Here is a 26,104-nt window from a genome sequence, read left to right as displayed (position 1 = left end):
GGATGTCGTTGCGCCGCAATTGGAGTCAAGATACGGGCAGCGCCGGCGATGACTCTGCGTGTTGCGGCGGACCGGCTCCTGGTGCGCACCTCGTGGCAGGAAAGGTCAACCATGACCAGGTATCCGATACCGCTGGTGCCGGTATTTTCGTCATTGTGCCCATATCCGGCCGCCGTGATTGGTATAGGTGACTGAGACACTCGCCGTTTCGCGCGGGGTCGATCGTTGGAAGTCGATGGGGACTGGGTGCGCCATGTTCGATTGGGATCTGCTGCGGAACACCTCCAGCGTGCACGTACTGATGCTGATGGCTCGGGAGCGGGGTATGCCCGCCGCGGCCTGTCTGGCGGGCACCGGGCTGACACCCGAATCCGTGATCGATCCCAGCGCCGAGGCCACCGCACGGGCGGAACTGGCCGTGGTCCGGAACCTGCTCGCGCGCTTCGGCACCGAACCGGGCCTCGGCGTCGCGGCGGGCGGCCGCTACCACATTTCGATGTACGGGCCGTGGGGGCTGGCGCTGCTGAGCAGCAGCACCCTGCGCGACGCCATCGATGTGGCACTGCGGTACATCGAGCTCGCGTTCGCATTCGGCCAGTTGACCTTCGAAGAATCCGGTGGCGAGGCGCGGCTGCTGCTCGACGATTACGAGGTGCCCGCGGATGTTCGGCCCTTCCTGACCGAGCGGGTGCTGACCGGAATCCAGACGATCGGCCGGGAGCTGTTCGCCGTCGGCGTGCCTGCCCGTCGTGTCCGGTTCCGGCACCGGGCGCCCGCGGACACCGGCAGGCATCGCGAAATGTTCGGCGTCGAACCGGAATTCGACGCGCCCGTGAACGAGATAGCGTTCGACAGTGCCTATTTGGCTGTCCCGCTGCCCCAAGCCAACGAATGGGCTCGACACACCTGTGCGCAGATGTGCCGAGAGCTGTTGCGGGACAGGCGGTCCCGAGCCGGAATCGCGGGTGCGGTGCGTGCCATGCTGGTCCGGGATCCGGGGGATATCCCGGATCAGGCCGCGGTCGCCGCGGAACTGTTCATGAGTCCGCGCACGCTGTCGCGGCGGCTCGCCGAGGAGGGCACCTCGTTCCGCGCACTGCTCGACGAGGTGCGGCAAACGCTGGCCGAGGCGTTGCTCGCCCGTACCGGGATGACCACCGAGCAGGTGGCCGCTCGGTTAGGTTATGCGGAGGCCGCCTCGTTCATTCGCGCTTTCCGGCGTTGGAATGGTTGTCCGCCACAGGAATTCCGCAGCCACGGCGCTCGGACCGCGGTTCCGGAATTCGCCTGACCCAGCGCATCACGTCCTCGAGGTCGCGACACGGACCGGAGGCGAAGCAGTGCGGGGTGTTGTAGGGCACCACCAGATCCGCCGCCGTGCCGTCGCTGGCGCCCTGACCCGCCTCGTCGTCGAGCCCGGCCCCAGCAGCATCGCGGGCCACCGGTCCCGCCCTGGCGGATCGGGGGTGACTCGCAGTCGATCACAGCTGTGACCGCGCGCCAGGCGCGGTCCGAAAGCGATAGTGCTTCAGCGGGAAATGTCGTGCCCGCCACCACATTTCGGGGCCGGACGCGGGGCGCAGCATCGGTGCGTCGCCGTGTCGGTCGAAATAGTAGCTGTTGGCGGCGGCGCAGTTGGCGGCCAGGAACACGGTATTGCGTTGGCGGCGAAGAATATCGGCGAAGTAGGCGTCGTGCGGCCCCTGGCGAATCTCGACGTAGGTGGCGCTCCGCCGGTCGGCTTCGCGCAGCAGTCGCAGGATGTGCGCCGTCGATGCCTCGATCATCGCGAAATACGACGGTCCGGTCAGCGAATACGGTGCGAGGATCGCGAACAGGTTGGGAAACCGCGGCACCGTCACGCCCTCGTACGCCTGGTAGCGGTGCTCATGCCAGAACCGTCCCAGTTCGACGCCGCCCGTGCCGTATATCGGGAACGGTGGCGTGTTGCCGAGCTCGAATACCTTGAATCCCGTCGCGAGAATCAGCGTGTCGATCGGGTGGAGCATTCCGTCGCGAGTACGGATGCCGTGCTCGACGATCCGTTCGATGGGCTCGGTCACCAGATCGACGTCCGGCCGGGTGAACGCGCGCAGATACTGGTTGGAGAACGTCGGCCGCTTACACAGGAAGTCGTAGGCGGGCGTCAGCCGCCGGCGCAATGCCGGATCGGGCACCTGCACGTGCAGGTGCATCCGGCACAGCGCCTCGATCGTCTTGCGCAGCAATGGGAATTGCCGTTCGTAGGTTGCTCCGACAACCATGACCATCTCGGTGAGCGCGCCGGTCGTCAGCCGGACGGTCGACTGGGTCGCGGGCAGTCGCTCGAACAGTTGCCGCAGCGGGATCGGAATCGGCGCGTCGAATTTGGGCACCACCCAGATCGGGGTGCGCTGGAACACCTCTAGATGCGCGACCCGATCGGCGATGGCCGGAACCAGTTGCACCGCGGTCGCACCCGTACCGATCACGCCGACCCGTCTGCCGGTCAGGTCGTAATCGTGGTCCCAGCGCGCGGTATGCATCGTCTTGCCCGCGAACGTCGCCAGCTCGGGAATGTCCGGTGGTTTGGGCTGGGTGAGCCCGCCGACCGCGGTGATGACGAACCGGGCGCGCCCGACACGGCCATCGGCGATGCGGAACCGCCACCTATGTGCCTGCTCGTCGAAACGCAATTCGGTGATCTCGGCGCCGAATACGATGCGGTCCCGCAAACCGTATTCGGAGGCGAGCCGATCGGCGTATGCCTTGAGCTCCCCGCCCGGTGCGTAGACGCGTGACCAGCGCGGGTTCGGCGCCCAGGAGAACGAGTAGTTGAACGACGTGATGTCGACGGCGACACCGGGATAGGTATTGTCCCGCCAGGTGCCGCCGATATCGTCGGTGCGCTCGGCGATCCGGAAGTGGTAACCGGCCTCGGCCAGCTTTACGCCGACGCCGAGGCCGGAAAAGCCCGCGCCCACAACAAGAATGGGCGTGTCGATGGCGACCTGCGTCACGCGCCCGCCTCCTCGGTGGCTCCGGATTCTTCGGAAAGGCTCGCAGCCCTGCGGAATTCGTAATCCGACAAACGGAAGGTGCGACTGTCCCACCAGGATTCGACCGCGGAGGACGGCCGCAGGATCGGTGCGTCGCCGTGCTTGTCGAAGTAGTAGCTGTTCGCCGCCGCGCAGTTGTTGTTGTAGAACACGGTATTCGGCTGCCGACGCTGGACGTACTCGAAATACCGCCGATGGGCTTCCGGTCGGATCTCGACACGGGTCGCGCCGCGGTCGCGGGCGTGCGCGACGCAGCGCATCGCGTGCCGGGACTGATTCTCGATCAGCTGGAAGTAGGACCCGCCGGTGAACGCGTACGGTCCGGCGATGAGGAAAAGGTTCGGGTAACCGGGGACCGAGGCGCCCTGGTACGCCTGGTAGCGATGCTCGTCCCACCATTCACCGAGCTCGCCTCCGCCACTGCCGAATACCGGGAAAGGTGGCGCATTGCCGTATTCGAATACCTTGAATCCCGTTGCCAGAATGAGCGTGTCGATCTCGCGGTGCACGCCGTCACGAGTGCGGACGCCGGTCTCGGTGATCCGTTCGATCGGTTCGGTCACCAGCTCGACGTGGTCTCTGGTGAAGGTGCGGAAGTAGTGGTTGGAGAACGTCGGCCGCTTACAGCCGAATCCGTAGTGCGGCGTGAGCTTTTCGCGCAGCCGCCCATCCGGCACCTGGTAGCGCAGATTGGCCGCACACACCTGTTCGATGGCCCGCACCAGCAGCGGAACCTGCTTGTTGTGCACGATACCGACGGTCATCACGGTCTCGGTGAGCGCGGTGGTGAGCGCGCGAAACGATTGTTGCGCACCGGGAATCCGGCGAAACACCGCGCGCACGGGCGCCGGGATCGGCACATCGGGCTTGGGTCCCACCCAGATCGGCGTGCGCTGGAATATGGCCAAGGACGCGACTCGGTCGGCGATGGCCGGAACCAGCTGTACCGCAGTCGCTCCGGTGCCGATGACCGCGACCCGGGCACCGGTGAGGTCGTGGCGGTGATCCCAGCGCACCGTGTGCAGGGACTTGCCCGCGAAGTCGCCGATGCCCGGTATGTCGGGCATTTTGGGTTGGGTCAGAATGCCAACGGCCGCAATGAGGTAGCGTGCCGTCAGCACAGTCTGGTCGGCGAGCGTGAGCCGCCAGAGGTGGTTGGTTTCGTCGAATGCCGCGGCGGTGACCAAGGTGTGCAACCGGATTTTGTCGCGCAGGTGATATTTGCGCACGCAGTGATCGGCATATTCCTTCAGCTCGCGACCGGGCGCGTAGACCCGTGACCAGTTCGGATTCGGCTCGTACGAGAACGAATAGGTGAACGAGGAAACGTCGACGGCGACACCCGGATAGATGTTGTCACGCCAGGTTCCGCCGATGTCGTCGGCCTGCTCCAGCAGCACCAGATCGTCGAACCCGGCTTTCCGGAGTTCGATCGCGGCGCCGATCCCGCCGAAACCCGCGCCAACGATGACGATCTCGTGATCGGGCAGTGCGGGCTGGTCCGAATCACCGTGCCGGACAGGCTTGTCAGCGGATTCCGTACCCCAGCATCCGGCGATGAACTCGCTGATCGTCGGCGCGAGCCTGCTCGGGTCGCGGCGCAGCTCGATGATCGATCGGCTGCGCAGAAAGTGTCCGTCCGGCAGCGTCCGTGCGAGCCCGCGCGCGTCGGTGCTGGGGTGGATGGGGTCGAACCGATGGCCGATCACCAGTGTTCTGGTGCGGATCGAATGCCGAGCCGTGCGTGGGAGGAACACTCCGCCGCGGATGATGCCCTGCGCGGCCTCGACCATCCGGCGCGAATCCGGCACGAGCCAAGACAAACCGAGATCCACCAGACCGCCACGGGCACGCGGGAGGCCACCGGCCGCGCGTCTGACCGGCCGCAGCAGTGGTGCGCCGTAGCGCCCCAGCAGCATCGCCGGGGCGGCCACCGCCGCACAGGCGGGAAGAGCCCGTTCCAGCACCGGTGCTTCGACGATGAGCCCGCACAACCGATGCGGGGCGTACGCGGCGGTGGCCAGCGCGATATTCGCGCCCGCCGAGGTACCGAACAAGACGGTCTGCCGCAGTCCGAGTTCGTCCAGTAGGGCGACGACCTGTTCGGCGTACCTCGGCATCGAATAGTGGCGGTGGCCGACCGGGTGATCGGACGCGCCGAAACCCAAAGGCTCCAAGCAGATTACCCGCAGTCCGGCATCGGCGAGGGCGTCGGCGAGCCGGTCGTGCATGCGCCGCGGCAGGAACAGGCCGGGCAGTAGCACGACGGTACGATCACCGCTGCCGCGGACGTCGTATACGAGCCGGTGCCCGTTCACGGAAAAACTCAGGGCCACAGGTTGCATCAGTCCGTGACCTCGGCGACCAAGACGGGGACTATCCTGCTGTAACGACTTGCGGGGCTGGGCAATTCGGTAGCACCCGCGGCATCGACAACTTTCGGATCGAGCAGCTTGTGCCGACGCCCCCGGAAGGTGGCCGCACCGCCCCGCGCCGCCAACAGATTTCGCACCCAGTCGGCCTTCGCGCCGTAGAACAGCGGCACGATCAGCAGATCGTCGCGGTGGATACCGCGAACCGGAGTGGTGTACGACCGGCCCGATCGACGACCGATATGGTGAATCACCGTGTACAGCGGAACTTTTCCGGCGAACACGCCCGAGATCCGATTGGTGACCATCCGATTGAATCGGGGCAACCACCGTGGTGTGATGCCGTCACCGCTGTCGACGTCGCGCAGCCAGCGCAACGGCCCGCGCCGCCACATGCCCGGTTCCGGCTCTATCCCGTGGCTGATCAGCAGCATCGCGAGCATTTCGTAGTGGCCGACGAGCATGCACAGATCGACCAGCTGGGCGGTGGTGAGGTGTTGCGCCAGTCCGGTCCGGGTCTGGTCGGAAATTCTTCTCTCGGAATGTAATTCGTCGACCGCGCGCAACAGTAGCCGCTGCCGGGCCGTCCAGCCGGTCGCTTCGGGGCCGACGGAGACCCGCCGCACCGTCGCCAGCGACAACCCGCTGAACCGCGCGGCATACACATGGTGATGCCACTCGTACCGCGCGCCGGCATTCCAGGCCGTGCGCAGCGTCGCAAGCTCACAGTCGACCCGGGGAAGCGCGCTGAACAGCACCAATCGGATCCCCAACGGCAGATAGCAGAAGAACAGCAACCCGCTGCGCCCCATCAACTCGACCACCTTGATCCGGCCCCCGCCGCCGAGGATCCCGCCGAGCTCGGCGACGAGCCAGGTCGGCACGTTGGTGTGGCGCGGATCGCCGAGACCGTCCGCGCGCTCGACCGCGGCGGCACGCCAGTGGGGTGCGGCGTCGGTCCCCGCTGCGACATCGGATTTCAGCTGCACGACGATGTCCTTTCGGTGACCGAGACAACACGGTCTCGCCGCGCCGATCCCGCTGTCCGGGGGGAAGCGGCGAATGCACCGGGCCGTTGCCCGATAACGTGAGCGTAGGAACCCGGCCGCCGCGCCGAACATGACCCGTTTCGCCAGCTGATTGACCAATCGCGCCAGGCGTCCGACCGGTGTCGTAACCATTCTTCGTGGCTGATCGGAAAGGGCGCTCGCCGGGAATGGCGGTCAATTCAGTAGCGGCGGAATAGGTCCGGGAAGGCATGGCTGTGGTGGCAGTTGGGCGAAGACAGCGCTGAGTGCGTCGCGGAGCGGGGTGAACAGTATCTGTTCCGGGGCCATCGCATCGGGCACGTTCATGCAATAGCTCGGGCCTGCCGAGCCGTGCGGCGCGATTTCGGCGGCCACGGACCGGGATAGATCCGGATCGGGAACCGTGACCCGAGCGCAGGCGCCGCCGTCGTGTTGGATGAAGCAGTCGAACCAGTCCAGCGCGTAGTGGGTGGACAGTCTGCGCGCGGGCAGCGTGTGCGGAACCATGGTGAGGCTGGAGGTGTCGCCGTGACTGCCGCCCTTGATGGTCAGCCATTGCAGCGCGGCATGTCCGGTGCCGGTGACGTGGATCTGGTCGTACCAGGCTTTGGTACCGAGCGGCCCGTCGGTAGGGTCGAGGATCGGGTTGGTCGGCCACAGACTGCCCGCGAGTAGTCCCGGCCAGTCCTGGTCGGCGGTCTGTACCTGGGTGGGGATGTCGCCGTTGGTTGGTTCGAAGCCGGAAAGACCCACTGCCGCAGCGGGTTTCGGCAAGGGCCTGCCGTCGGCGCCGTGGCCTTGTCCGATCCACCACAGGTAGTTGGTGACGGCGATCGAGCTCATGGACTGGCCCCAGATGCCGATTCGATCGATATCGATGCGGTCCAGCAGCGGGTTGCGGATATTGTCGCCCGCCGGTGCGTATGCGGGGTTGTGTCGCGGGCTGAGCCGGGGGAAGTTGATGCCGCGCCACACGTCGGTGGCATTGGCGAGTTCATTGTTCAGGTCGACGACGGGGATGATGTCGTCGTCGACCACCCAGCGCATCACATCTTGGAGATCGCGACACGAGCCGGCGACGCCGCCGCAATGCGGGATGTCGTAGGGCAAGGGCAGATCCACCGCGGTTCCCTCGCTGGTGCCCTGACCGACCGGGTCGTAGGTGATGCCGATGTAGCCGCGGGCGACCGCCGCCATGGTGTAGCCGTAGGTGGTCGACTGCACCACAGTGCCGCTGCTGGGAAATACGGTCACCGGGAACTTCCGGTCGCCGGGCCGCAGCGCGTCCTGGGGCAGCCACATGGTGCCCGACAACCGGAAGCCGCGCGAGTCGACGACCGAAAACTTCTGTGCCACACCATATGCGAAATCCGCGCCGGGGGTGTCGCCGGGAGCGCAGCCGCCGTCGGTGGTTCGGAAGGTGATCGTGGAATCCTCGGTGAAGCACGGGAAACGGAACCGGGCGGTGAGTCCGTCGTGCGGTGCGTCGTTGTCCAGTACGGCATCGGCCACCTCGCCGTAGACACCGTCGTTGTTCCAGTCCGGCAACAGGTCTGGATTCGGCGGAATCAAGGACGCGCCACCGATGGTCGGCACCACGCGGATCGTGGTGTCGACCATCTGCTGGACCGTCTGCCGCATTCGCTGCGGACCGTCCAGGCCCTGATACTGTGCCGGGTCGAGCAGTTGTTGGAAATTCTGCCCGGCGCGGCTGGGCAGGCTGGTGTAGAAATCGGTCCAGAATTGCGCCAGCCGTGGGTCGTTCAGGTCGCGCAGGGTGCCCGCGAAGACGCTGAAGAAGTTGAGCACCGCGTACATCGGATCGAGTTCGGTGGCCGAGGTCGGTGGTTCGGCGGCGGCCGGGACGGTGGTACCGGTCGACAGCAGAATTCCACTGGCGCACAGGGCAATCAACGCTCGTCCGAGGCGCAGTACAGGGGTCATCGGTGATCACCGTCGCTGTGGTCGAGCAAGCTGGCGACGAAAATCTAGGCGCGACGCCTACGATCTGGGTCGGTATGCGCACAGTCCGGCGTGAAATGTCGAGTCCGTGGCCGGTCGTGCTCGAGGTGTAGGCCGTCGGGAGCTTCGGTATCGCATCGAGTTCGGCTTGGACTGCGGCCTTCGGCAGACGACGAGCATCCAGTGCTGGGCTCGACGGCTGACGAGCTGCGCAGCACGCCGCGGCCGGGTCGCCGAGATGCTCGGCCAGGTAGGCACGCATGTCGTCACCGGGCACCGTTGGCCGCAGCTCGCCGCACGTCGAGTATGTTGCGGCAATGATGGTGTGGCCGTGAGCTTTCCATGCCGCGGGGCGCACGGTAGGGTGCGCGATAACATGTTCTAGTTGAACCGCTGACAGGTTGGGGGCGCGATGAGGCGCTGGCGGATGTTTGCTGTACTGGCCGCGACGATGGTGATGGCGGTGATGTCCGGGGCCGGTGCAGGCCCGGTGTACGCGCAATTGCCGGTCGTCTACAACTTCTTCGCAGGCGTCCCCGGCGAGCTGACCGACCCCGGTGGTTCGCTGCCCGGCAGCAACGACTGGAGCTGTCGACCGTCCCCCGCGCATCCGGATCCGGTGGTACTGGTACACGGGACCGCCGGCGGCAGGCAAACCAACTGGGGCACCTACGTCCCCCTGCTCGCGAACGAGGGGTACTGCGTGTTCGCACTGACCTACGGTGCATACCCGCTGCCGTGGCCGGTATCGGCGATCGGCGGTCTGCGGCCGATCGAGGACAGCGCCGCGGAATTGAGCGCTTTCGTGGACCGGGTGCTCGCCGCCACCGGCGCCCGCAAGGTCGACATCGTCGGTCACTCCCAGGGCACGCTGATGCCCAACTATTACGCCAAGCGACTCGGCGGGGCAGCCAAGATCGACAAATACATCTCCCTCGCGCCGACGTGGCAGGGCACCAACGGATTCGGTGTCGCCGACATCCACGACTTCGCGTGGAGGCTGGGCGCCGGACCGGCGATCGACGCACTGAGCGGTGTCTCGTGCGCGGCCTGCTTCCAGTTCGCACGCGGTTCGGCGTTCCTGCGTGACCTCAACAGCGACGGCGTGTATGCCCCCGGTATCGCCTATACCAACATCATGACCCGCGCCGACGAGGGCGTCGTCCCCTATACGTCGGGCTACGTGCTGGCACCGAACGCGACGAACATCGTCGTGCAAGACGGATGCCCCCAGGACTACTCCGAGCACCTGGCGATCGCGGGCAGCCCGCGGGCGGCAGGGTTCGTCATGAACGCGCTCGATCCGGCGCACCCGCGCCCGGTGCCCTGCCAGTTCATCCCACCCTTCACCGGGTGACCCCTTGAAGACCATCAAGCGAACCATGTACGTAGCCGAGTTCGTCGAACTATCCCGTTGCGGGTGCTGTTCCGGTTCTCCCGGTTGGCGCTGCTGGCCCGTTGCCACGACGGGCGCTGGTGGGAATTCGATGAGTGTCGTCCACGCTGCGACCCGCGAATCCCGTTGAGCGGCATGGAATTTCACGCCAACTACGGGTGTTCATCTGGCCGGCTCGGGCAGCATTGGCTGCCACGAAATGGCACCTGGCACCGCCTTCGAAGCCGGTGCTCTGCGGTGGACGTCGGTCAGCCGGGAACGCATCGGCAGTCCGACTCGCTTCGACCGCTGGGTCGACACCCTCGACGACCCGACCCGGATCTTCGGTGCCCCGGTCGATGCGACCGCGCAGGCCGCGGCGTTCCGGGCCTGGGCGACCGATCCGGGCAACCCCCGTTTGCCGCCGAGTGCGGACCGCCGGGAATTCCGTCGGCGCACCCGTATTCTCACGTGCGCAGGCCGATCAGTTCACCGTCTGATCGCCGTCGGGCAAATCCCGTACCGTCACCGGGACGCGCCCCCGCAGACCGAGCCCGGCGGCCACTGCGCGGGCGATGCCGTCGGGGTCGGGCCGCTCCGGGATCGGTACAGGTTCACCGTCGCCGTAGCTTTCGATGGCCCTGGTGAAGTACGAGGGATGCCAGGCGCCGACGGCTCCCCGCACCTCGACGGCGATGATCGGCCGGGTTCCCGCCTGCCGCGCGGCAGCGGCCAGGATCGCGTCGGACCGCAGCTCACCGGGCACCTGGAAGAGGCTGGCGTGCGCACCGACCTTGGCTCCGCTGCCCAGACTCAGGGTGACGGTCAGGCAGCTGGTGACTGAGGGGTAGAAGATCTGCTGGCCCGGCGCGGCCTCGGCGACCTGCCCCTCGGTGATCCGGACCGGGCCGGTCGCGGTGCGGGGCGCGGCGAAGGCGGTCGGTACGGGCTGCGTCGCGAGTGCGACGGCGGCGAGGAGCAGCCCGCGGCGGGTAGGCCGGACGGAATTGGACGTATGGGAGTCGGACACGGCGTTCCTTGGCGGTGGGCTGGGTGGTGATCTTGTCGTGCCCCAGCTTCCACCGTGCGCGGCTCTCGCGTCACGGCCGGTCTGTCAGGCGAAGCAAGCCGAGTGAACCGTCGGGTTTGGGGCCCAGTCCATGTCGTCGTCCTCGGCGCTCGTCAGGGGGTGCTTGACCGGCAGGGCGGTGGTGTAGATCTGCTGCCAGTCGACCGGTAGTTGTGCGGCCAGGTGGGCGCGGATCTGTTCGAACGTGCCCGATGGTATGGGTTTCATTCTGGCGATTTCGGAGCTGCCGGGTCGATGGCAGTGGCGGTTCGCCGGTGATCACGGCGGCGTTTTGTCGCTGTCTCTGCGGGGAACCACCGCCACCCGGGCGCGACCTATAACAGCAGACAGCTACGCGCACAGGAGAACGCCGTGGTCGAGCCGGCCGAACGCGAACGGTCAGGAGGCGATTTGTGCCGAAGGCAGGTTGGTGCGGACGAAGTCGGCGAGGGCGGCGGCGATCGGTTCGGGACCGCCGTCGGCGCGCGGATGAGCGCCCGCGGCGACGTCGCAGTGCAGATAGCCGGGAAACCATAGGGCGTCGTCCGGATAGACACCCCAGCGGGCGAGGAGCTGGGTGAAGCTGGAGCCGCCCATGAGGCTGACGGAAGGCAAATGGGCCGAGCCGGATTCGTGGCGGATCGGGGTCAGCGAGCCGGTGCGGCAGCCGCCGAGCACGGCTGCCGCGTCGATGCTCTGGCGCAGCGGGAAGTAGTCCTCGAAGACGTTGAGCCTGCCGCCCGCGAGGATTCTGGCGAGTTCGGCGATGCTGACCACTTCGCCGGTCACACATGCGGGTGTGCCGCCGCGGCTGAGCTGGGTCGGCGCGTCGGGTGCGCAGCAGCGGTCGTGATCGCGCCAGTGGTACAGCTCGTCGAAAGACGTTGGACTGAACCGTGGTTGGGTTCCGAGCACGGCCCGATACAGTGACCGCAGGCCGGGTAGGGTACCGGCCTCGAACGGGAGCGGGAAACTGCGCGGGGCCACCGCGGCGCTGTCGAGGGTGCCGCAGCTCATCGAGAGTACGGCGCAATTGATCGAGGTGTGTGCACCGCCGAGGAGACCGAGCAGCGCCAGGTTCGTCAACCGCAGTTTGCGGTAATTCGGTGTGCCGGTGAGATATTCGCGCCACGTTCGGGCGGTGGAGCCGCGCAGGACGCGTGCGGCGGTGCCATGGTCGGGCAGCAGGCGCAGGATATCGGATTCCGCATCGGGCGCGAGCGTCGCGGCGGTGGCGACGGCCGCGATGAGCGCGAACGCCTCCGGGTTGCCCCATCCGCCGTTCATGACGGCTGTGCTACAGGGAATCAGTCCGCGCCGCATGGCGATCGGCGCCCGCTCGAACTGTCGTGTCGCCACTGCGAGCGGCCGACCTGCTCGGGTGCGCCCGCGCAGCCGGAGCGGGTCGAGGTGGGTGACGGTGTCGAGCGCGACCAGTCCGGCGATCTGTTCGTGTCCGGGGCGGCCGCCGAAATCCCAAGCGGCATAGGCGCCCGCCTGGATGCCGCCGAGTGAATGTCCGCCGAGGAAGAGCGATCTCGCCCGGGCATCCGGGTCCGCGATCTCGCGGCACAGCACCTCGTGCAGGTCGGCGACGGTGCGGGCCATTCCGAATCCGGCCAGGAAACCGAGTTCGCGATCGGTGCGGAAACCGTCGAAGGTCCGCCCGCCGACCTTCGCGCCGCGGTAGTAGTAGTCGAAGGCAAGGTGATAATCACCCTCGGCCATGGCGATTTCGATCCCCGAATGATCCTCGACGCCGTTGGCGCGACGGTCGATCACCCACACCTCGGCGATAACGCCCGCGGCTTGAAGATTGCGAACAGTGTTGCAGCCCAACGGTTGTAGTGATCGCGCACCCGCGATCGCGCCGGGCAGCAGGGTGAGCACGGTGTCGGCGCGCGCGGGATCGTCCGGGCCGTCGGCGCATCGGATGCGCAAGTGCCGCAGGTAATCACAGTCGCGTGGATGGGCGGGTGCGCCGCTCGGCAGCGGGATACGGTGGGTCACCGTGCTGAGCCGGACCCCATCGGTGGTCTCCAGTACCTCCTCGGTACGCATCACAACCTCCTGGCCCGTGCGCCCCACCGTCCCGGATATCCTTGCGCAGCAATTGGATTAAAAATACAGTCGGATTCGGTCACTACTTTGTGCGTCGCCGGGGACGGCCGGAACTGCACAGCTTGTGGCCGGAAGGATCAAGAATCATCGGTAACCGATACCGTGCGCGTTTCGGCGAGAACCCGGTCTCGGAGAGCGGCGGGCGAACCGGTGCCATGTGCGATCGGTCGTGGTACTCGTGCCCGCTGTCCGCGATTGTCAATGAACTGACTGGCGGCGCGATCCCGGTGCGCGCCGTTCGCCGATTGAATTACGGCATGGTCCGAATCGGTCTGCGGGCCGGTTCATCTCGGCGGAGTTGGAGGTCGGGTGCGTATCGTATGCCGAATTCGTGGCCTGATGGCGCTGCCCGCGGCGGTATTGCTCGCCGCAGCTGCCGGTCTGTCGCCGACCGTGGCCGAGCCTTACCCGGTACCGCAGCCGCCGGACCCGTCCTATGTGTTCACCGAGATCGGCGAGGTTTTCAGCGGCACTGTCCTCGACGCATTGACGCCTGGGCAGCTCGAATACTTCGTGAAGGCCGGAATACTCACCAACGCAGGGCATTTGGCGCGGCCGTTCGTCGAGTTGACCGAACCGCAGACCTGGCGGACGCCGCAGGGAGCCGCGCCCGCGCTGGCGGCGGCGCAGAAACTGTGGGACGCGCTGACGCACACACCGCCTTTCGACCTGGGGTTCCCGCCGCATCCGGCCTACGCCCCGGATTGGAATCAGAACGGACGGTTCGGAATCGCCGATATCGATGACGCGATGCACGACGACGACTACGACGATCCGCAATATGCCACCGCGCGCTTCCGGTTGCCGTGCAACAACTCCGACGGCAGTGTCTGGTACGAGACCACCGAAGGCGCGTGTGCATCGAGCGATTCCGGCGCGGTATTCAGACTGGGTACGGTGCGCAAGTTCCGGATGGTCGACGCGCGCGGCATCTCGCTCGCGGGCAAGGCGTACTTTCCCGACGGTGTCGATCCGGATCGACCTGGTCCGGAAAAGTATCCGGTGACAGTGGGTTTCCCGGGTGCGGGGGAGACGCAGAACGATGTCGCGATGTACGCGCAGGGGGCCGCGCGCAACGGTTTCATCAGCTTCACCTTCGGCCAGGCGGGTCAGCCTGCCAGCGACGGCAACGCGCTGGATCTGCTGACGCCGCTGCTCGCGGTGGAGAAGTGTTTCGCACCGGGTTCCTGCCTGGACGCCCAGGACGTGGTGCGCTGGGTCGCCGGACAGGACATCGTGCCGATCAGCGATCTGAACAACGAGATCGGAAATGTTGTGCGGCTGCAGAATCCACGGCTGGTACGAATCAACCCCGCCTACGTGCCCGCGGGCCAGAACATGCGCGATCCGTGGCTGGACCTGCTGGACCTCGACCACATCAACCTGTGGGGCCAGTCGATCGGCTCGGTCGGCATGTCCTCGTACCTGAACTGGCAGGACAAGGGCCATGGTTATGACGGAAGGCCGCTACCCAGGGTCGATTCCTATGTCGGCATGTCCGGGTTCACCCAGTTCCCGTCGTCGGCGGCGGTGCAGTTGCAGACCGCGGATTTCGATCTACCCGGATTCCACGCCTACGGGTTCTTCCCACCGAATCCATTCTTCCAGCCGACCGACGGGCCGATCGGCACCAAGGATCTGTACGACCTGATCCGGCGTGATCCGCGCAGCACCAACCCGGTCATGTTCATCGACTACGAGGGCGGCAGCCACGGCGACTCGATCAACTGGCTCGGTGTGCCACGCAATGTGAAATCGCCTGCGCTGTCGGTCCATTACGCGATGGCGTGGTTCAACTGTCATGGCCGCGCCGACCGCGACCAGACCGCCTGCGATGAGTTGAGCCAACCGTTCGACGGGCTGTCGCGGGCCGTGGCCACCGAATACGCGCCGCAGGGCAACGCAGGGCCGAGCCGGTGCGTGACCATTCCCGATCGCGCCACCCTCGAACAGGTGCTGCGGCCGCAGATCTTCCTGCAGAACACCACCGGCGCGGCCTGGTACGACTGCGTGCCGCGGAGTTGAGATCCGAGACCGACCGAATAGATCCGGGAGACAATGGATGTCGATAAACAGGCGGCTGTGCGCGTTGGCTGCGGTGAGTGCGCTGCTGCTGGCCGGATCGGCTACGGCGACGCCGGACACGGGCTCGAGCGGTACCGGGTCGTCCGGACCGGATCCGGTGTTCGAGGATTCGGTCGAGTACTACGCGGGCGGGCTCGGTCCGGCCTACGCCTCACAGACGCTGGCGGTCGGCGACTTCTTCGGTGACGGCAACCAGTCCGTTGCCGCGACCGGATATGCGGGCGGCGTCGCGATTCTGCGCGGCGACGGTCACGGGCGGCTGCGCCGCACCCAGTTCATCCCCACCGAGGTGGGTGCGAATTCGGTTGTGGCAGGCGATCTCCGGGGCACCGGAAAGCTGGATCTGGTGGTGAGCAACCAGTTCAGCATCACGGTGCTGGTCAACGACGGCCAGGGCGATTTCACCGTCGACCGCGCCTATTCCCGCGATCCGAATCCGGATGTCACCTACCGTACCGGTGGACTGCCGGTCGGGGTGCAACTCGCGGATTTCGACCATTCGGGACATCTGGATATCGCGTTCAACAACCTGGTCCCGGTACCGGGCGCGATCGCGATCATGCGCAACGATGGCACCGGCCACTTCGCCGAGCCGCGATGGCTGGCCGCCGGGCTGGTCCGTTCCACTGTCCTGGTCGCCGACCTCGATCACGACGGCTACGCCGACATCATCACCGGCGATCTGCCGACAACCGGCTTCTGGGTGCTGCTCAACGACCGACACGGCGGCTTCCTGCCGCCGCGGTGGAACGTGCTGCCGCTGCCCGACGAGGATCTGAAAGTCGCCGATATGGACGGCGACGGCAATCTCGACGTGATCTCGGCGAATGTCGCGGCGTTCAGCTTCGCGGTGATGTACGGCGACGGACAGGGCAACTTCGGCTCGCCCCAGCTGACCATCGGCCCGGTCGGTCCCTGTGCGGTCGCGGTCGGCGATTTCACCGGCAGCGGCCGGATGGATGTCGCCGCACTGCAATACCTGCCGTCCACCGCGATGATCTTCCGTAACAACGGCGACCGCACCTTCGGTTTCGTCGAACAGCACACGGTCGGGCTCGGGCCGCAGGGCACGGAGGCGGCGCGGCTGGACAACGACCGGCACGACGATCTGATCTCGATGAGCATGCTGTCGGAATCCGTTGCGGTACTGCGCAATCGGCTTCCACTCGAAACGGAAGGGCAACAGGATCGGTGAGCTTTCCCAACGTACTCGCGGTGGCCTGCGGCTGCGCATTACCGGCCCGGTGACTTCGCGGAATGCTGGGTGTTCGTCGCATGGATCGCCTCGGCCATGGCCATCGCCACGGCGCTGAGCTCCGTTTCGGTGAGCCGGTTGCGCCGGAAACCGAGCCGCTGCCGTATCTCGGTCGCGGTAGCGGAGACCATTGGCGTTACGCGCCGTGCTCCAAGGGTGGGCACATCGTTCGGTGTCATTGGATACGACCCTTCTTCGGTTGTGCGACTCGATAATTCGGATGTCGGGCGGGACGGATACCCGGCTGGGGCGTCGGTCACGACGCCGGTCAGCTGATGCTGACGCTGTTGACGGGCAGCACACCTTGGCGGGCGGCGACAGCGGTGGCTGCCGTGGACTTTTTCGATATCGACATGCTGACGTGCCTTTCTCGAATGTCCGACTCGATGGCGATAGGGCTTTCCGTTGGCCGAATTCGGGGCGATCACAAGGTTAATTCAGCAAACCATCGGTTATCTCTGTGACCGGGACCACCGTTCCGGCCGATCTCCGTATCTGGGCGGACTTCCCGGGCTCGCTGGCCGAACCTGCAAATCTCTTGGCAGACCGGGTAAATCGTCTGTCCCGGGGGTTTCCGGCGAAGCGGGCGGCTAGCCGCTCGACACCTTCCTGCGCCACGGCCTGAATCGCGCAGGTCAACTGATGACGGCGGCGATCGGTATCCGAGATGCCGTGCGGGCCAATCGAGTCGACAACCCTTGCCATAAATTTGCTGTGGTGTAAAACATGGGGATTTACTAGGAATCTCTGAAGTTGCTGAAGATATTGTGAGCAGATGTCCCAGCATCTGGAGGAGACTGATCGCCGGATTGTGACTGCCCTGGTTGCGGATCCGCGTGTGTCGTGGCGGGAGTTGGCGCAGCGTCTCGATCTGTCGGAGCGCACCGTGGTACGCCGTGCGGTGCCGCTGTATGAGAAGGGGATTGTGCGTGCGTCGGCGATGCGTAATCTGGCTTGTTTTCCGCAGCTGCGGGTGATCACGTTGCGGCTCAAGTGCGCTCGTGAGCGGGTCGGTGCGCTCGCGGAAGCTCTTGCGCGCAGGCCGGATACTCGTGCGGTTGATGTGATCAGTGGTGGCGGTGAGATCTTCGCGCTGCTGTATCTGGACAACGCGCAGGAGCGAGATGCGTTGCTGTTACGGGATATTCCGGCGACGGCGGCGGTGATCACGTGGGAGGCGCAACGGGTGATGCGGGTGTTTCCCTCCGTCGACCCCGCGCACCCGCCGCTGCCGGGGGAGTTGAATCTGGGTTTCGGTATGCCCGAACCGGAGCGTCCGGTGAAGCTGCTCGATGTCGATGAGGCGATCATTGAGGCCCTGTCGCGCAATGGCCGGGCCAGTTACACCGAGCTGGCCGGGGCGGCCGGGGTGACCGCGCACACCGCCCGTCGACGGCTGGTGACGCTGTTGGATGAACATGTCGTGCGCCCGGTCACCATCTTCGATCTGTCTCTGGTCGGCTTGGAATCGCAATCGTTGCTGTGGTTGTCGGTGCGTCCCGGTGCGCTCGACACGATCGGTCGCCGGTTGGCGGTGCATCCGGACGTCTTTTGTGCGGCGGCGATCACCGGGCCCGCGAATCTGCTGCTCGCCGTCGCCAAGCCCACCTTCGGCGACATCTACGCCTTCGTCACCGATACGGTTGGTGTGATCCCGGAGGTGACGAACGTGGAGACCTCGGCGATTCTCGCCACCATCAAGCGACCGGGGCATCTACGGCCGACCCCGTGGGCTCGAGCGCGCGGCGCTCGCCGACCGACGGTAGGGGTCCATAAGTGACGGGAGCCCGACGGGCCCGGTCGGGCGAGATCGAAATCGCTGCCGAAGCTTCCGGCAACCTTAGAAGAGCGCATAATTCTTAGAGTTTGCTATGTATTGAATATTGTCCAGCCGGGACGGCGAAAAATGCTAATGAATAGGCGAAATAGGCAAGGGTCTGCATTGGCTGGATCAAGTGTGATTCACTGCACGAGTATCGATACTGTGCATTCTCCTGTTTTGCGCGGAGAATGAGGTTGTGTAGTTGTCGCCTCGCGGTTTCATGGGGTGGTGCTGAGGTGGCCTACAGGCGAGACGATGTGGTCGATCCCTGTTTTGTATGCCGACTGATGCGGCAGATCATATGACGCGCATTCGTGTCGATAATTCGGTTCCCGGTACGGCCGGAAATCGCGACAGAAGGTGGTGGAGATGGTTCGTCTGATCGATACGCTGACGGTGGAGCGGGTAGATGCCGCTATGTTCCGGCGTCGTGGAAATCCGGGTACCGAGATGGCCAGGACGTTCGGCGGTGAGTTGGCCGCGCAGGCCGTTGCGGCGGCCGTACAATGTGTGCCGGACGGTTTCGCGTTGCATTCGATTCACAACTATTTCGTGCGGCGCGGTAACCCGGAGGCGGATATCGAATTCGATGTCGTCACCGTTCGGGACAGTCGGTCGTTCGCGCTACGTCGGGTAGTCGGCCGGCAGGAGGGGTTGGAAACGATCGCGCTGGACGCCTCGTTTCATACCGGTGCGCGTGGTGTCGAACACACTCTCCCCTGCCCACCGGCGCCCCGTCCGGAGCGCTTGGCCGATTATCAACCCGGTGACCCGGGTTACGAGTGGTTCGCGGCGATAGATTTCGACCCGTGCTGGTCGGTGCGCCGCGTTCCCGACACGTTTCTGGGCGCCGATCAGCCGCGCCAGCAGATGTGGATCCGCTACGGCGCGCCGATGCCGGAGGATCCGACGCTGCATGTTTGCGCATTGACATATGCCGCGGATATCACCATGCTCGGCGCGGCGATGGCGCTGTATTGGGGCACCCCGGTGCAAACCGTCGCGCTGGACTTCGGGATCCGGTTCCTGCGCCCGTGCAGGGTGGACGAATGGCTGCTGTTCGACCAGGTTTCGCCGTCGGCGGCGGATGGTCGGGCATTCGTCGAGGGCAAAGTGTACGACCGCGGCGGCAGGCTGGTCGCCAGCGTCTCCCAGGAGCGGATGCTACGACTGGCCGACGCCGCGTAGGACTCGAACCGGGCTCAGCCGCACGAACGGTGCGGCTGAGTCATCGAATGCGACAGCAGGAAATTCATCATGTCGTCGCGCATCTGATCGCCCCATGGTTGCTGCACCAGCAGCGCGCCGATCTGATGCTCGGACAGGGTCAGCGTCCAGAACTGGGCCATTTCACAACCCGCCGGGCTCTGGTAGTGCTCGACGACGGTCGGAATGGGGATCCCCTGCGGTGGGCCGATCAGTTGGGTCGAGGTCGGTTGCGGCGGAACCGATCCCGGGTCGGCCAGGTTGTCGGCTTGCAGCCATTGGGACAGATTCACCCGGCCGACCGGATAGATGCTCGCCTCGTCGAACAGGTTCTGCATGAAGAAACCGGGTACCGCCCGTGCACGCGGGCCCATCTCGCTGACGATCGCCTCGCCGTCGCCGGTGAGTCGGTAGGGGGTGGCCGCCATCGGTGCCATGGCCGCGTATAGATCGGGATAGGCGGCGGCCATCACGGTCGTCATGGCCCCGCCCGCGGAATATCCGCCGATATAGACGCGGGCTTTATCGAGTTTGAATTCGTCGATGAGCGAGGTGGTTATTCCGGCGATGATCGATGGTTCGCCCCGATCACGCTGATTGTCGTCCGGGTTCCAGGGATTCCAGCACCATCCTGGATTCGCGGCTTGATCCTGTAGTGGATACGCGAGGACGAAACCCATCCGATCCGACTGCGGAATCAATGGCAGCACTGCGGGGCGATTCTCTTCGACGGGGTCGATACAGCCGGGCAAGAAGATCATGAGTGGTTTGTGGGCGACATCGCCGGGCGGCAGGTGCAGATAATAGTGCCGAGTGCCCGCCGGATTGGTATAGACGCGTTCGACATACGCGTCCGCATTCGCCCGCGGCGCGGTCGATCCCACCATTGCGGAGGCGAATACGGTAGCGGCGAGGCCGAGGACGATTCGATGGCCGGTGGCGCGCACGAAACATCTCCTTACGATCGGGGCCGAGGCGGGATGTCGCTGGCTGATCACCTCACTGTGCAGCAGTATTGCCCGCGTATTGCTCGGTGTCGAGCACATCCGCGGAATCGCCGACGAGTTTTCGCAGCAGCGGTCCGTATTCGGGGTGCGTGAGGGCGGCCGCGACCTGCGCGACGAGGTAGTCGGCGGGGTTGCCGGTGTCATACCACGCACCCCGGATGACCTGACCGTAGACGGCGTGGTGTGCCGCGTAGGCGTTGATGGCGTGGGTCAGGTAGATCTCGCCGGTGCGGTGGGTGTGCCACTGCTCGGTCTGCACCCGCAATTCGTCGATGATCCCGGGGGTGAGGACATAGCCGCCGATCGCGGCGTACGCCGACGGCGCCAACTGCGGCTCGGGCTTCTCGATCAGACCGTCTATCCGCAACAGGCCGTCGCCCAGGTCCTCGCGCACCATCGGGACGCCGTAGCGCCGGGAGTCGAGGGGATGCATCGGCATGAGGGCGAGCACTGGGCAGCCGGTCGCTTCATAGGCGGCGATCAATTGCTGCGCCCGCGGCACCTCGGCGACGAACACGTCGTCGGGCCACAGCACCAGCACCGGTTCGTCGCCGATGTCTTGGGCGGCGTTCAACACCGGTGTGCCGTTGCCGTACGGCCCGTGCTGGTAGAGATAGGTGATGTGACCGCGGCGAGACAGGTCCGCGGTCTGTTCCACCAGGTCGGCCAGCTCGTATTTGCGATCGGTCCGCAGCTGTTCCACCAAGGCGTCGTTGGGCCGGAAGTGCTCTTGTATCAACGACTTTCCGCCGGAGACAACGATGGTGATATCGGTGATGCCGGAGTCGATCAGCTCCCGGACGGTGTGTTCGATGACCGGTTTGTCACCCACCGGCAGCATTTCCTTGGGGATCGCCTTGGTCAACGGCAGCAGCCGCGAACCGACACCGGCGGCGGGGATGACGGCCTTGCGGATTACAGTGGACATGATCACCTCGCTGATTTGATGGGCTCGGCGGATACGGGAGCGCCGGAGACCGCGAATTCTGTTGCACCGCGCTCGATTCGATCGAAATGCGGCAGCATGACGAGAGCCAGCACCGCGCCCGCCGCCGCGATGGCGGCGGCGGTGTACGCGCCGACGTGCAGACCGTGGATGAAGGCGAGCTGGGCAGTGTGCGTCGCGGGCGCGCCGACGGCCTGTGCCAGCGCCGCGGTCGCCGAGGTCTGACCGTGTTCGATAACCGCTTGCGGGACACCGAGTTTCGACCAGGCGCGACCGAGATCGGCACGGAAGGTCCAGCTCAGCAGCGAACCGAGGACCGCGACGCCGAGTGCGGCGCCGAGCTCACGGGTGGTGTCGTTGACCGAAGAAGCCACCCCCGCGCGTTCCGGGGGCACCGTGTTCAGCAATGCGTCCGTCGCCGGACCGGTGGTGAACGCCAGCCCGACGGCCATCAAACAGATGGCGAGCAGGATCGGACCGTCGTACGGTGTATCGAGCTCGATTCGAGTGGCTACCAGAAATCCCGCGCTCATCGACGAAAGTCCGGCGACCACAACATATTTCGTACCGATGCGGCGGGTGAGCGCAAGGGCGAGCGGCGCCATTGCCGCGACGACGAGCGCGTACGGCACGATGGCGAGCCCCGCCTGTAACGGGCTGTAGCCGCGGATGGTCTGGAAATAGAAGGTGATCATGAAGCTGAAACCGACCAGACCGAAGAACGCGGTCGTGATGGACCAGCTCGCGACGGTGAAACGTGGATTGGCGAACAGCCGGACATCCAAGAGCGGGAACCGGTTTCGCCGCTCCCGATAGTAGAAGCCGATCAGCACGATGCTCGCGGCGAGGAAGGCCGCCACGACCAGGGGATCGGACCAGCCGCGCTGCGGTCCGCTGATGATCGCCCACAGCAGCAGTGCGATCCCGGTTATCGCCGCACCCGCGCCGACCAGATCGAGCGGTGTCCGGGTAGCGCTGCGCGACTCGGGCACCGCGAAAACCGTTGCGGCCAAGGTGATCGCGACGAGCGGGAGATTGACCAGAAATACCGAGCCCCACCAGAAATGAGCGAGGAGCAGACCACCGATCAGCGGACCGGAGGCGACCGCTATCCCGGATATCGCCGACCACAGCCCGACGGCGAACGCCTTCTCCGAGCGGTCGGTGAACACCGAGGCGATGATGGCCAAGGTGGCGGGGTAGATCAGCGCGGCCGCGACACCCATCGCCGCACGCGCGGCCACCAGCCCGTCGAAACCGTGGGCGGCGGCGGCCCCGGCCGACGCCGCCGCGAACAGCAGCAGGCCGATGATCAGCATGCGGCGGCGGCCGTACCGGTCCGCGAGATAGCCGCCGACCAGTAGGAGTCCGGCCAGGCACATGATGTAGGCGTCGACCACCCACTGCAGTGTCGCGGTGGTGGTGCCGAGTTGCGCGCTCATGGCGGGCAGTCCGACATTGACAATGTTGTTGGCAACCCCGATGAGCAGTGCGGCGAGGCAGACTGCCCCGAGGATCCACCATCGGCGCCGACTTTGTTGGCCGATCATCGCGGCCTCCCCTCTCTGTTCGCCGAACATGCCGAATCGGCCACGGCGGGCCGCGGATTCGGCACTCGATGCTCGAATAGTGCTGTGTATCAACACATTGGATGAAGAGCGATTCGGCTGCTTACCCTTACGCGACGTTTCGATCCGGGACGGATCGTGATTCGGGCTCCGGTTGCCGATGCGTGCGCAGCCGTCCGGCGAAGTGGTATTCGAGCAGATCCGCGCCCCGGGTCGGTCCGCCCGCGGCCGCGAATCCGGCCGCTACCCGTCGCGCTCCCGGCGCGCACCGCTGCGCTCGCTCTATACCGGCACGTAACCCCGTGACGGTGAGCTTCTTCTTCGGCACCCAGACGCCCGCCTTGTTGGTGACCACTCGGCGGGCGACCTCGCGCTGGTCCCGCCCGAACGGCACGACACATACGGGAACGCCTGCGGCCAAAGCCTTTTGGGTGATGCCCATACCGCCGTGGGATACCACTACGGCCGTGCGGTCCAGCAGCAGGTGGTGCGGCAGGAACGCCTCGACGCGGGCGTTTGCCGGTACCGAGAACGAGGACGGATCCACCGCGCCCGCGGTCACCACCGTGTACATCCCGCTGTCGGAGAGCGCGTCCATGGCAATCTGTGCCAGGGCGCCGTCGTCCTGGAATTCGGTGGAGCAGGTGACGATGGCCAGCGGCCGATCGATTTCGTCGAGCCAAGCCGGCCTGGTCGCGGGTGGCGCCCAGAGACCCGGGCCGATTTGCTGGACTTCAGTGGGCCAGTCGTCGCGCGGGTCGTCGAAGGGCTGCGCGGTGAAGTTCAGCATCAGCGGAGGTTGCGCCAGATAGTCGAAGGTGTGCCGCAGCGGTGGCAGCCGGTGGTCGAGTCGTGCGGCATTGATCTGGGGGAGCACCTCGTCCCACAACCGATCCATCTTCGTCTGCACGACCGCGTCGCGGATCCGGCCGAGCGGGCCGCGCATCGGCGTCAACCCCGGCCCGAACGGCGGAACGCACCGCGACGGTATCGGCAGCAGCATGGGTGACCACGACGCCCACGGCAAACCGCTTGCGGCCGCGTAAATTTGGGCGCCGATCGATGTCATGTCGACGATCAGCGCGTCGGGTCGTACCGCATCGACCGCCGCCTCGATGGCCGTGATTTCGTCCGGGATGTGGCGCACCAGGGCGTGCATGGCGGCGCTGAGCGCGGCCTGCGGGGACGATTGCGCGCCGTCGTCGAGATCGTCCCGGGTCAGCGACTCGGGCAGTTCCCGGACGGTGATGCCGAGTGGGTTCAGGACATTTTGACTGCCGGGGAGGGTTTCCGCGGTGATCCGGTGCCCCCGAGCCGACAATTCACCCAGTACGGGAACTAGTGGATAAAGGTGACCCTTGGATGGTCTCGTGAAGACGAGTATTTGGCTCATATCGACTTAGGCTAATCGCCAGCTATCTAAATGGCTTGTGATGTAATCCATTTCACTGAAAACCTGGGAGAATTCTTGGATGTCGAATAGAATTTCTCAGTTGTATTTCTTTCGGTTTATTGATCGTCGTTCGTCGGATATGGAGCGGTAAACCGTACCGAAGGTATGTTTCGATGCGGGATTGCCTGACGCGGGAATTGCCTAACTCGGCCAGCTCCGAACTTGCGGCCCGGGTCCGGTTTCGAGTGCGTCGGATCGAGGCCTGATCGATGGTGTGGTGGGCTCATTCCGGCAAATGCGCGATGTTAGGTTGTCACCATGCCGCAACTCCACGTGGTCCGAAGGGCTGTGCTCGGCGTCGCCATCGCGGCAGTAATGGTATTTCTGCCGAACGGTTACGGAGTCGCGGATCCGCAGACCACGACCGCGGCCACGCCGATCCGCGGGGCCGGGAAGTGGTTCACCGACAGTTCCGGTCGTGTGGTCGTATTCCACGGCGAGAACGTGGCGAACAAAAGGCCGCCCTATCTGCCATCGGCCACCGGATTCGGCGCACCCGACGCCCAGCTGCTCGCCGACGAGGGCTTCAACGCGGTACGGATGCCCATCATGTGGGAGGCCGTCGAACCCCAGCCCGGCCGCTACGACGACGGATACCTCGCCGACATCGCGAGCACCGTCGGTGTGCTGCACGACCACGGCATCGGTGTCGAAATCGAGTTTCACCAAGACCTGTGGTCGAGTGCGATCGGCGGTGAGGGCGCACCGCCCTGGGCGACGCTGACCAACGGCGCACCCGATACGTCCCACGACCTGGTGGCGGCCAACCTGGGCAATCCCGCGTTCTGGAACGCGACCGAGAACTTCTTCGCCAACGCCCCCGGTCCGGACGGCATCGGCATTCAGACCCGCTTTCTGCGGATGTGGCAGCATGTAGCGGCGTATTTCAAGGGCAAGCCGGGCGTTGTCGGCTACGGCCCGCTCAACCAGCCGCCCGCGGGTCCGGCCTTCCTGCCCTGTCTGGCGAATGTGTGTCCGCCGCCGATCATGGATTCGCTGCGCGCCTTCAACCGCAATGTCAGCGACGCGATCCGGTCCACCGACCCGGATACTCCGATCTGGTTGTCCGGCATCATCACCACGAACTACGGCACCACCGCGGATCTCGGCGCGCCCCCGGTCGGGAACACCGTGTACGGATTCAATGTGTACTGCGTGGTCCAGGCGCTGCAGGGCGGCGGAAGCGGTGGCTGCGATCCGCAGTGGAAATCGGATGTCAACCAGGCCGAGGTCTACTCCGGTGCGGTCGGTATCCCGCCGGTGGTCACCGAATTCGGCGCCACCGGCGATCGGGGCGCGCTGGTGGGCAACCTCGATTTGTTCGATCAGGGCCGACTCGGCTGGTTCAACTGGACCTATCTCGGCGGCGATCCGGCTACCGTCGCGAAGAATCCGGACGACCAGGCGATCGTGGTGGACGCGCACCTGCCGCGCACGCCGGGCAACGTGCGCGAATCGAATCTGGACGCGCTGGTGCGGCCGTATCCGAAGCTGACCTCCGGCACCCCGATCGAGTGGAACTACAACGTCGCCACGCAGGAGTTCACCTACCGGTGGGATACCGGGCGAGCCGACGGCGGCGGACGATTCCCCGACGGCGCGATCACCGTCATCAGCGCCCCGCACCGTCCGTATCCGGGTGGATATCACGTGCGGATCGCCGGTGGACGTCAGGTATCGGGACAGAACGCCGCGGACCTACGGATTGCCGCATGCCCCGGTGCCGGTCAGGTGTCGGTGACGATCATGGCGGGCGGTGGACCGGACCAATCGGGCTGTTGAATTCTGCGGCGGAAT

At 65.7% G+C, this 26,104-nt stretch carries 19 protein-coding genes and 1 pseudogene; 7 read left to right on the top strand and 13 right to left on the bottom strand.

The annotated features are described in order from the left end of the window. The first annotated feature begins 253 nt into the window (after positions 1 to 253). Positions 254 to 1,291 carry an AraC family transcriptional regulator gene (locus F5544_RS31580; protein ID WP_167476561.1) on the top strand — a complete coding sequence of 346 codons (1,038 nt, stop codon included), beginning with the start codon at positions 254 to 256 and terminating at the stop codon, positions 1,289 to 1,291. 190 nt (positions 1,292 to 1,481) lie between these two features. Here the strand turns inward: F5544_RS31580 and F5544_RS31575 are convergent, their stop codons facing one another. The 5 genes and pseudogenes from F5544_RS31575 to F5544_RS31560 form a co-directional block, all read right to left on the bottom strand. Next, entirely contained in the window at positions 1,482 to 2,999 is a 1,518-nt protein-coding gene (locus F5544_RS31575) for a flavin-containing monooxygenase (RefSeq protein ID WP_203217388.1), read from the bottom strand. Then, a complete protein-coding gene (locus F5544_RS46670) occupies positions 2,996 to 4,528 on the bottom strand; it encodes a flavin-containing monooxygenase (protein ID WP_238847506.1) in 1,533 nt (510 codons plus the stop codon). Before F5544_RS46670 ends, F5544_RS31575 begins: the two co-directional genes overlap by 4 nt. A gap of 447 nt (positions 4,529 to 4,975) precedes the next feature. Next, positions 4,976 to 5,383: pseudogene (locus F5544_RS47350) on the bottom strand (alpha/beta fold hydrolase); the annotation flags it as partial. Then, positions 5,383 to 6,399 (bottom strand): nitroreductase family deazaflavin-dependent oxidoreductase, encoded by a 1,017-nt coding sequence (locus F5544_RS31565; RefSeq protein ID WP_167476559.1) that lies wholly within the window; start codon positions 6,397 to 6,399, stop codon positions 5,383 to 5,385. The gene F5544_RS31565 and the pseudogene F5544_RS47350, both read right to left, overlap by 1 nt. 234 nt (positions 6,400 to 6,633) lie before the next feature. Beyond that, positions 6,634 to 8,382, bottom strand: coding sequence for a hypothetical protein (locus F5544_RS31560; RefSeq protein WP_167476558.1), 1,749 nt, complete (start codon positions 8,380 to 8,382; stop codon positions 6,634 to 6,636). 445 nt (positions 8,383 to 8,827) lie between these two features. On the opposite strand from F5544_RS31560, the gene F5544_RS31555 reads away from it, so the two are divergent. Beyond that, positions 8,828 to 9,757: an esterase/lipase family protein gene (locus tag F5544_RS31555; protein WP_428847082.1), complete on the top strand. Its 930-nt coding sequence runs from the start codon at positions 8,828 to 8,830 to the stop codon at positions 9,755 to 9,757. Between the two features lie 502 nt (positions 9,758 to 10,259). On the opposite strand, the gene F5544_RS31550 is transcribed toward F5544_RS31555, so the two are convergent. From F5544_RS31550 to F5544_RS31540, 3 genes are all read right to left on the bottom strand, one after another. Beyond that, positions 10,260 to 10,805, bottom strand: a complete 546-nt coding sequence (locus F5544_RS31550; protein WP_203217387.1) for a hypothetical protein — start codon at positions 10,803 to 10,805, stop codon at positions 10,260 to 10,262. Between the two features lie 84 nt (positions 10,806 to 10,889). Then, complete coding sequence (locus tag F5544_RS31545) at positions 10,890 to 11,072, bottom strand: hypothetical protein (RefSeq protein WP_167476556.1); 183 nt, start codon at positions 11,070 to 11,072, stop codon at positions 10,890 to 10,892. A gap of 171 nt (positions 11,073 to 11,243) precedes the next feature. Beyond that, positions 11,244 to 12,905 carry a hypothetical protein gene (locus tag F5544_RS31540; RefSeq protein ID WP_167476555.1) on the bottom strand — a complete coding sequence of 554 codons (1,662 nt, stop codon included), beginning with the start codon at positions 12,903 to 12,905 and terminating at the stop codon, positions 11,244 to 11,246. A gap of 369 nt (positions 12,906 to 13,274) precedes the next feature. Here F5544_RS31540 and F5544_RS31535 point away from each other — a divergent pair, with 369 nt between their 5' ends. Both F5544_RS31535 and F5544_RS31530 read left to right on the top strand, forming a co-directional pair. Next, positions 13,275 to 14,990: a hypothetical protein gene (locus F5544_RS31535; protein WP_167476554.1), complete on the top strand. Its 1,716-nt coding sequence runs from the start codon at positions 13,275 to 13,277 to the stop codon at positions 14,988 to 14,990. 37 nt (positions 14,991 to 15,027) lie between these two features. After that, entirely contained in the window at positions 15,028 to 16,245 is a 1,218-nt protein-coding gene (locus tag F5544_RS31530; RefSeq protein ID WP_167476553.1) for an FG-GAP repeat domain-containing protein, read from the top strand. A gap of 38 nt (positions 16,246 to 16,283) precedes the next feature. On the opposite strand, the gene F5544_RS31525 is transcribed toward F5544_RS31530, so the two are convergent. Next, the gene (locus F5544_RS31525) at positions 16,284 to 16,484 is read right to left on the bottom strand and encodes a hypothetical protein (RefSeq protein ID WP_167476552.1); all 201 of its coding nucleotides are present in this window, start codon (positions 16,482 to 16,484) and stop codon (positions 16,284 to 16,286) included. A 596-nt stretch (positions 16,485 to 17,080) separates the two neighbouring features. Here F5544_RS31525 and F5544_RS31520 point away from each other — a divergent pair. Together F5544_RS31520 and F5544_RS31515 are read left to right on the top strand one after the other, a co-directional pair. Next, entirely contained in the window at positions 17,081 to 18,085 is a 1,005-nt protein-coding gene (locus F5544_RS31520) for an Lrp/AsnC family transcriptional regulator (RefSeq protein ID WP_167476551.1), read from the top strand. Between the two features lie 411 nt (positions 18,086 to 18,496). Further along, on the top strand, positions 18,497 to 19,315 hold the full coding sequence (locus F5544_RS31515) for an acyl-CoA thioesterase (protein WP_167476550.1): 819 nt from the start codon (positions 18,497 to 18,499) through the stop codon (positions 19,313 to 19,315). Positions 19,316 to 19,329: 14 nt separating this feature from the next. Here the strand turns inward: F5544_RS31515 and F5544_RS31510 are convergent, their stop codons facing one another. The 4 genes from F5544_RS31510 to F5544_RS31495 all read right to left on the bottom strand — a co-directional run bounded on the left by F5544_RS31510 (position 19,330) and on the right by F5544_RS31495 (position 24,247). Further along, a complete protein-coding gene (locus tag F5544_RS31510) occupies positions 19,330 to 20,280 on the bottom strand; it encodes an alpha/beta hydrolase family esterase (protein WP_167476549.1) in 951 nt (316 codons plus the stop codon). A gap of 52 nt (positions 20,281 to 20,332) precedes the next feature. Then, on the bottom strand, positions 20,333 to 21,268 hold the full coding sequence (locus F5544_RS31505; RefSeq protein ID WP_167476548.1) for a UTP--glucose-1-phosphate uridylyltransferase: 936 nt from the start codon (positions 21,266 to 21,268) through the stop codon (positions 20,333 to 20,335). 2 nt (positions 21,269 to 21,270) lie between these two features. Beyond that, positions 21,271 to 22,836, bottom strand: a complete 1,566-nt coding sequence (locus tag F5544_RS31500) for an MFS transporter (RefSeq protein WP_167476547.1) — start codon at positions 22,834 to 22,836, stop codon at positions 21,271 to 21,273. Between the two features lie 127 nt (positions 22,837 to 22,963). Beyond that, complete coding sequence (locus F5544_RS31495; RefSeq protein ID WP_167476546.1) at positions 22,964 to 24,247, bottom strand: glycosyltransferase; 1,284 nt, start codon at positions 24,245 to 24,247, stop codon at positions 22,964 to 22,966. A gap of 318 nt (positions 24,248 to 24,565) precedes the next feature. On the opposite strand from F5544_RS31495, the gene F5544_RS31490 reads away from it, so the two are divergent. Continuing rightward, positions 24,566 to 26,089, top strand: coding sequence for a cellulase family glycosylhydrolase (locus F5544_RS31490; RefSeq protein WP_167476545.1), 1,524 nt, complete (start codon positions 24,566 to 24,568; stop codon positions 26,087 to 26,089). The last annotated feature ends 15 nt before the right edge of the window (positions 26,090 to 26,104 follow it).

It is taken from the genome of Nocardia arthritidis, assembly GCF_011801145.1.
Lineage (GTDB): Bacteria > Actinomycetota > Actinomycetes > Mycobacteriales > Mycobacteriaceae > Nocardia > Nocardia arthritidis_A.
Note: the sequence above shows the minus strand (reverse complement) of the source record. Positions and strands in the feature narration are given on the sequence as shown.